At 30.8% G+C, this 7,138-nt stretch carries 7 protein-coding genes; 5 read left to right on the top strand and 2 right to left on the bottom strand.

The window, feature by feature from the left end; genetic code table 11:
- Positions 1–95 precede the first annotated feature (95 nt).
- The 3 genes from Q0616_RS06700 (at position 96) to Q0616_RS06690 (ending at position 2,932) form a co-directional block, all read left to right on the top strand.
- Positions 96–878 carry a hypothetical protein gene (locus Q0616_RS06700; RefSeq protein WP_286496820.1) on the top strand — a complete coding sequence of 261 codons (783 nt, stop codon included), beginning with the start codon at positions 96–98 and terminating at the stop codon, positions 876–878.
- An 83-nt stretch (positions 879–961) separates the two neighbouring features.
- On the top strand, positions 962–1,537 hold the full coding sequence (locus Q0616_RS06695) for a hypothetical protein (protein ID WP_225532371.1): 576 nt from the start codon (positions 962–964) through the stop codon (positions 1,535–1,537).
- Positions 1,538–1,666: 129 nt separating this feature from the next.
- Positions 1,667–2,932, top strand: a complete 1,266-nt coding sequence (locus tag Q0616_RS06690) for an acetyl-CoA hydrolase/transferase C-terminal domain-containing protein (RefSeq protein WP_298775972.1) — start codon at positions 1,667–1,669, stop codon at positions 2,930–2,932.
- Positions 2,933–3,002: 70 nt separating this feature from the next.
- On the opposite strand, the gene Q0616_RS06685 is transcribed toward Q0616_RS06690, so the two are convergent.
- Entirely contained in the window at positions 3,003–3,884 is an 882-nt protein-coding gene (locus tag Q0616_RS06685; RefSeq protein WP_298775970.1) for a NifU family protein, read from the bottom strand.
- Between the two features lie 59 nt (positions 3,885–3,943).
- Here Q0616_RS06685 and Q0616_RS06680 point away from each other — a divergent pair, with 59 nt between their 5' ends.
- Positions 3,944–4,456 (top strand): gamma carbonic anhydrase family protein, encoded by a 513-nt coding sequence (locus Q0616_RS06680; RefSeq protein ID WP_260543561.1) that lies wholly within the window; start codon positions 3,944–3,946, stop codon positions 4,454–4,456.
- 229 nt (positions 4,457–4,685) lie between these two features.
- Here Q0616_RS06680 and Q0616_RS06675 read toward each other — a convergent pair whose 3' ends face one another.
- Positions 4,686–5,477 carry a cobalamin-binding protein gene (locus Q0616_RS06675; protein ID WP_260543560.1) on the bottom strand — a complete coding sequence of 264 codons (792 nt, stop codon included), beginning with the start codon at positions 5,475–5,477 and terminating at the stop codon, positions 4,686–4,688.
- Positions 5,478–5,876: 399 nt separating this feature from the next.
- On the opposite strand from Q0616_RS06675, the gene Q0616_RS06670 reads away from it, so the two are divergent.
- Positions 5,877–7,109, top strand: a complete 1,233-nt coding sequence (locus tag Q0616_RS06670; RefSeq protein WP_171622288.1) for a hypothetical protein — start codon at positions 5,877–5,879, stop codon at positions 7,107–7,109.
- The last annotated feature ends 29 nt before the right edge of the window (positions 7,110–7,138 follow it).

Genomic DNA, 7,138 nt, shown 5'->3' with positions numbered 1-7,138 from the left:
ATGTATCGCGGAAGTATTACGCAATCGGGTAAGATAACTATCGAAATTTATCAATAAATTTGAAACTCATTTTTATAATTAAAAGAAAAACAATAATGATAAAACAAATTTTGCTTACAGCTACAATTGCACTTTCTAATGTTGCAACAGCTCAAGTAACATCAATGATTAATGATCAAAATGTAGATGCTTCCACTAAAGTTTATGGAATGGCTCCTTTGAATGATGAATCCAAAGCCTATGAGAAATTTAACTTTATGTTAGAAAATTCAGCTGCAATTCAGTTAGCAAAATCTCTTCTTGAATACGGGTATCAATCATCAACTTTTCAAGCGCAAGAGAATGGGCTGATGATCTACATGGTGAAAGATAAAAAAATTGTTGATCAATGGTTAGTGAATCCAGCTTTATACAACACTTTTCACGATGGAATTCCATATTCTTATGATGCAGATAAATTAGCAGTTCTTGCAGAAAAGTATCCGTTAATTTATAAAGAAGAAAAGCGACAATATAAAAACGAAAAAGAATATCAAAAACAACGTCCAGCTTTATTTGCAGATCCTTATAATTTGATTGTTACTGAACCTGATTTTACATACGAAGGTTATTTTGAAGTTCAGTTTCCTGTTAACGAACAATTCAAAACGCCAGAAAATGCAATCGAATATTTAAAACCGATAGTAGAAAAATCAACAAAAAAGAAGTTTGATATTAATTATTCTTTATCAGAAAAAAATATTTTAGATCGCACGCAGTTTACGATGACAGTTGCGGGTGAAGAAAATATCTATAAAAAAATGAAATTAGATCAGTTGCAAAAAGGAGATTGGCAGTCATTAAGTTATGAGGCGGTTATTTTAAGAAAGGCGAATTAATCATAATGAAAAGGTTCTTGAATTCTCAAGAACCTTTTTTTATGTACAAAAGATTCGTATTTTCAGTTTTTAACCAAAAGAATATGAACTCTAATTTTTATAAAATTTTACAAAATTCGAAAGAAAATCAATCTATTATCGCCATATACAATGATCCAGAAGGAGATAATTTTTGGGCAGGTTATATTTTAGATTTTAATGATGAATTTTTTACGATGCAACATATTTCGAAGTTCGGTAAAAAAGATGGAATTTTAATTGAACCTTATTTCAAAATTAGCCGAATTGATGTCGATGATTATTGTAAATGTTTAAATTATTTGAAGGAGCATCATACCGATTTGGATGAAGAAAATACCGTGACATTTTCAGCAACAAGCGAAGATAATTGGATGAATCAAATTTTAGGAGAAATTTGTAATCAAACAGAATACGTTTCGCGATTACAATTTAACAACAATAGTCGTTTTTCAGGCTTTGTCCGAAATTTAACAGAAGATGATTTTGAGCTGAAATGTATCGGTTCTGAAGGAACAGATGAGGGGTCATTGTATTTTCAGATTGATGATATCTCATCTATTCGAGTTAATGATTTAGAAGCTCGCAGACGTTTATTTTTATATAATTATCGTCGTTCTATCGATTTTTTTGATGAATAAATCAATAAACCTTCTGCTTTGTTAAATAATGAATGATTAGGTATAAAATTTGATTAGATTTTGCTGAAAAAAATCGTTTTTTATAAAGTTCACAAGAGCTTACTTTTGCACTATAATAAAAATCTACTTATGAAATATACTTCTGCAACAGAAGCAGTGAAAGAAATAAAATCTGGTGATCGTGTTTACGTTCATGCAGCAGCTGCTACACCAACAATTTTGGTGACAGAATTATCGAAGAGGGCACATGAATTGAGAGATGTAGAGTTTTGTCATATTTATACGACAGGTGCAGCAGAATATGCAAATCCTGCTTATAGAGATTCTTTTTTTGTCAATTCTTTTTTTTTAGGAGCCAATGTTCGTCACACCATAAAAGAAGGGAATGGTTCTTATTTGCCAATTTCTTTTAGTGAAATGGCAAAAGTGATTAAAACGGAACTTACGATTGATGTTGTACTGATTCAGATTTCTGAACCTGATGCCCACGGATTTTGTTCTTTGGGAACGTCTGTCGAGAACATTAAAGCAGCCATAGAAACATCTCGTGTGGTTATTGCGCAAGTGAATAAACATATGCCAAGAACATTTGGTGATGGGATTATTCATATATCAAAAATCACCCATTTAGTAGAGCATCATCAATTATTAGATGTTTTGGATAACGGAAATATAACGACAGAAGAAGCCAGAATAGGAAGTTATATTGCTGAATTGATTGAAGATAAAAGTTGTTTGCAATTAGGGATTGGTTCTATTCCAAATGCAGTTTTAAATAATTTGAAGAATCATAAAGGTTTAGGAATTCATACTGAGTTATTTTCAGATGGAATTGTTCCTTTAGTAAAATCTGGTGTAATTACAGGTGAATATAAAAAATTGTTGAAAGGGAAAATTGTATCAACTTTGGTACATGGTTCTCAATTGTTATATGATTTTATTGATGATAACCCAGCAATAGAAATGCGTGATGCATCTTTTACAAATGATCCAATCAAAATTAGCCAGAACAACCGAATGGTTTCGATTAATTCCGCTATCGAAGTTGATGTAACTGGACAAGTAAGTGCTGATTCAATCGGAACAAAAATATTTTCTGGTGTAGGAGGGCAAGTTGATTTTATTTATGGATCTTCTTTAAGTAAAGGAGGGAAATCAATTATTGCCTTAACATCAACAACAGTTAAAGGAGCAAATAAAATTGTTCCATTTCTGAAACATGGAGCAGGAGTAGTAACAACAAGAGCTCACGTAAACTACGTTGTAACAGAATATGGAGTAGCAAATTTATTTGGAAAAAATATTAAACAACGTGTAAAAGCAATGGTAGAAATTGCGCATCCAAATTTTAGAGAACAAATAGAAAGAGAATATTATGAAGCGCTTTCTAATTAAACTTTAGAAAAATCAATAAAGCCTTCTAATCAGAAGGCTTTATTGATTTCAGATTAAAAAATATTTAATTTTATCCGTTTACAGCTTCAACGTTATCCACAACGTCAGGCATCATTTGTTTTAAAATTCCTTCGATACCATTTTTAAGTGTTGCTGTAGAAGAAGGACAGCCCGAACAAGCGCCTTGTAACAACATTTTAGCAGTACGTGTTTCTTCATCAAACTCAATTAATTCGATATTACCACCGTCATTTGCTACAGCAGGTTGAACATATTCGTCTAAAATAGCTTTGATTTGTTGTTCAACAGAAGAAAATTCTTCAGCAGATTTTACAACAATATGATCTGGTACTTCTGTTGTGAATTCATAAAATTCATCAAAAACAGGACCTCCAGCTTGTAAATAGTTTGTGATAAACGAGCGAACATCCATTGCCCAAAGCGACCAATCTTCTGATTCGTTTTTCGTTAAAGAAACATAATTATCAACAATAAATACTTCCTCTACAAAAGGATATTCTTTGTAAATCGCAACAGCTAAAGGAACTCCAGCAGCTTTTTCTTTCGATTTTATTTCGATGATTTCTGGAGCTAACATAGAATTTGAAACAAATTTCATTGCCGCAGGATTTGGCGTCATTTCTGCATAAATAGAAATGGGAGCCTTTTTCATCGGCATTAAAATTGCGTTTTCTTCTAAATGTTCATTGATAATTTCTTTCAAATCTTCTGTAACATCAGCCCAATCAACTGCATCTATTTTTTCTATCGCGACAAAATTTGCAGTGATAAATATTTTTTGAATAAATGGTATAGTCAATAAAACTTGCGCTAAAGGAGATTCGGTAGCTGTAGATTCTTTATCGAATTCAACGCCACCTTGTGTTAAAGTCTCGTCACAAACAAACTTCATCACATTATTATTTGGTGTAATTTCTTCGTATACTCTCATAATAGTACAAAAATACACTATAAAAATGTATCTTTATCATAAGAATTATAGATTTTGTTATGGCAATAATTAAAGAATTAAATGGACATGCACCAAAGTTCGGTAAAAACTGCTTTTTAGCGGATAACGCAGTGGTTGTAGGTGAGGTAGAAATGGGCGATGATTGCTCAATTTGGTTTTCTGCTGTGGTACGTGGAGATGTTCATTTTATAAAAATGGGTAATAAAGTGAATATTCAAGATAACGCTACGATACATGCCACGTATCAAAAATCTCCGACGATTATAGGGAATAATGTTTCGATTGGACATAATGCAATCGTGCATGGATGTACTATTCATGACAATGTTTTGATTGGAATGGGAGCAATTGTGATGGATGATTGTATTGTAGAGTCTAATTCGTTGATAGCAGCGGGAGCTATTTTAACCAAAGGTACACATGTTAAAGAAGGTGAGTTATGGGCTGGAATTCCTGCAAAAAAAGTAAAAGATGTCCCGAAAGAATTAAAAGAAGGCGAAATTGAACGTATTGCAAATAATTATTTGATGTATAGTAGTTGGTATAAATAAAAAATTGTCAAAAAAAAGTAGTCTTTATCGGGCTACTTTTTCTATTTTAATTAGATTGTTGGTAAAGATAAGTGAGGTGATTTTCAGTTCGATAAATAAAAGTTTGAAAATCTTTATTAGTTATAGTTCTGTGAAAAATTAGTGCTACGTGGTGATATGTCTATTTTCCTATTTTGATGATTTTCTAATGTAATGCAATAATTAAAATCACGCCTTTAGCAGAATTTTTTTATTTATAATTGTTAATTATCTGTACAATTTCGTCCAAACCATCTGTTAAAGCAGCAGGACCAGGTTGCAAAATCAACTCAGATTTTATTTCATATAAATGATTATTCTGCACAGCTTTTATTTTTTCGAAACCTATTCGTTGTTCTACTTTTTCGGGTTTAAACATCTTACCACACCAAGACCCAATAATAATTTCAGGATTTCGTTCAATCACTTGTTTATCCAATAAAATTCGATCTTTTGCTAATGCTTTATTTTTAAGTTCAGGAAAAGCTAATTTTCCACCAGCAATTTCTATCAAATCATTTACCCAAGCACTTCCAGAAATAATTGGCTCGTCCCATTCTTCGAAGAAAACAGTTGGTTGATAGGGAAGAAGAGAAGCTTGTTTTTTTATTGTTTCGATTCGTTTTTCATACGATTCAACTAATTTTATTCCTTTGTCTTGACAACCAATTAATGAAGTAAATTGAAGAATCATATTTAAAATTTCTTCAACTGTTCGGTGGTTAAAAATTAAAACATTAATTCCTCTTCGAATTAATTCAGCAGCAATATCTGCTTGTAAATCTGAATATCCAATAACTAAATCAGGCTTAAGTTCAATAATTTCTTCAAATTTTGCATCTAAAAAAGTTGAAACTTTTGGTTTTTCTTTTCGTGCTTGTGGTGGTCGATAAGTAAAGCCGCTAATACCCACCAAACGATGTTGTTCGTTAATAGTATACAAAATTTCGGTTCCTTCTTCTGTTAAGCAAACAATGCGTTGAGGGTATCGATTTATAAACATTCGTTTTTTTATAAATATAAGTAGAGAATTTGAATATTTACAAATTGATTATAATAGTAGCAATTAGATAGAATTTATAAATTTTTGATTCGATTTTAATAAAAATGAAATTATTTGCTTCTTGATTAAATAAAAATCATTTAAATTTTTATCGTCTTTTTTAAAAAAATTTAAGAAAATGAAGATCGTTAATTATTAATTTAAACTTTTTTATCATTTTTTTTTAAGGATTTCTAAAAAATAATAGTGTCTTAATTACACTATTAATAAAATCATTCATTTTTTTGAAAAATATGATATTTTTATTTTTCAACATATTATTTTAGATAAAGTTAAGGTTTTGTGTTTTGAAAATATTTAATCATAACTATTGTAAAATTAACACCTAATTATTATATCATGAAGAAAAATATTTTGGCCATTAGCATTTTATTAACCATTGGATTATCGCATACAAAAGCGCAATATGCTTCGGAGTATGATGGAGGTTTAGTGGTTAAACTGAATCCAGAAGGAAACAAATATGTTCGCTTTATTTTATGGGGACAAACTTGGTTTCAGGATTACGAAGGAAAACATGCGAATGATGGATTTTCGATTAAAAGAGCTCGTGTCTTGGCTTATTCACAAATTAATGATCGTTTTATGATCTTAACTCATTTTGGTGCAAATGGAATTTACGACAATAATCTTTCTCCAGTTGGAAAGAGTTCTGATGTTTCATTTTTTTTACACGAAATGTTTTTACAATATAAAGTCACAAATAACTTAGCGTTAGGGGCAGGAGTACATAATTTTGGAGGGATTTCTCGAGGTAATGCTCAAGGATCTATTAATATGTTAATGTTAGATAATAATCGCGCAGATTGGGCTACACTTGGTTTGTCAGATCAATTTTCAAATCATTTAGGGGTTTTTGCAAAAGGACGTGTAGGAAAATTAAATTACCGTTTAGCATTAAGCGATGCAATTACAAATACGTTGGATGGAAATTCGAATTCAATTTTAGAGAATGGACAAGAAAAATACTTAGGTAAAGCTTTACTTGGTGAAGGGAAATATGCTGTTTCAGGTTATTTTGATTATCAATTTCTTGATCAAGAATCGAATGCATTACCTTATCGTGTAGGAACTTATTTAGGAACAAAAAAAGTGTTTAATATTGGAGCAGGATTTTTTAATCAAAGTAATGCAATTGTAAAAAAAGAGCATGATAATTTGATAGGAGAAAATGTTACACATCTTGCAGTTGATGCTTTTTATGATGCGCCAATTGGACAATCTTCTTCTATTACTGCTTATACAAAATATCAATATTCTGATATGGGAGATGCTTATGTTCAGGGGAATGTTGTAGGTGATGGTAGTCAATTCTCTGGTCATGTTGGTTATCTTTTACCTAAAAATATTAAAGAAGGAGAGGGGAAATTTCGCAATAGAATTCAACCTTATGTAGGGTATTCATATCGAGATTTTAAAGGGTTAGTAAAACCTGCAAATGAATTTAAAATTGGTGGCAATTGGTACATCGATGGGCAGAATGCAAAAATATCAGTTGAATACCAAAAATCTTTCGATCAACCAAAACATATGGATGATATGATCACACTACAAGCAATGATATTATTATAAAATAACACTATAACTATAATTAACACAAA

Source organism: uncultured Empedobacter sp. (assembly GCF_937930195.1).
Lineage (GTDB): Bacteria > Bacteroidota > Bacteroidia > Flavobacteriales > Weeksellaceae > Empedobacter > Empedobacter stercoris.
Note: the sequence above shows the minus strand (reverse complement) of the source record. Positions and strands in the feature narration are given on the sequence as shown.

What these genes read in the sequence shown, in the direction of transcription:
- Q0616_RS06700 (WP_286496820.1), top strand. Translation starts at nt 96, where the DNA reads ATGATAAAACAAATTTTGCTTACAGCTACAATTGCACTTTCTAATGTT.
- Q0616_RS06695 (WP_225532371.1), top strand. Translation starts at nt 962, where the DNA reads ATGAACTCTAATTTTTATAAAATTTTACAAAATTCGAAAGAAAATCAA.
- Q0616_RS06690 (WP_298775972.1), top strand. Translation starts at nt 1,667, where the DNA reads ATGAAATATACTTCTGCAACAGAAGCAGTGAAAGAAATAAAATCTGGT.
- Q0616_RS06685 (WP_298775970.1), bottom strand. Translation starts at nt 3,884, where the DNA reads ATGAGAGTATACGAAGAAATTACACCAAATAATAATGTGATGAAGTTT.
- Q0616_RS06680 (WP_260543561.1), top strand. Translation starts at nt 3,944, where the DNA reads ATGGCAATAATTAAAGAATTAAATGGACATGCACCAAAGTTCGGTAAA.
- Q0616_RS06675 (WP_260543560.1), bottom strand. Translation starts at nt 5,477, where the DNA reads ATGTTTATAAATCGATACCCTCAACGCATTGTTTGCTTAACAGAAGAA.
- Q0616_RS06670 (WP_171622288.1), top strand. Translation starts at nt 5,877, where the DNA reads ATGAAGAAAAATATTTTGGCCATTAGCATTTTATTAACCATTGGATTA.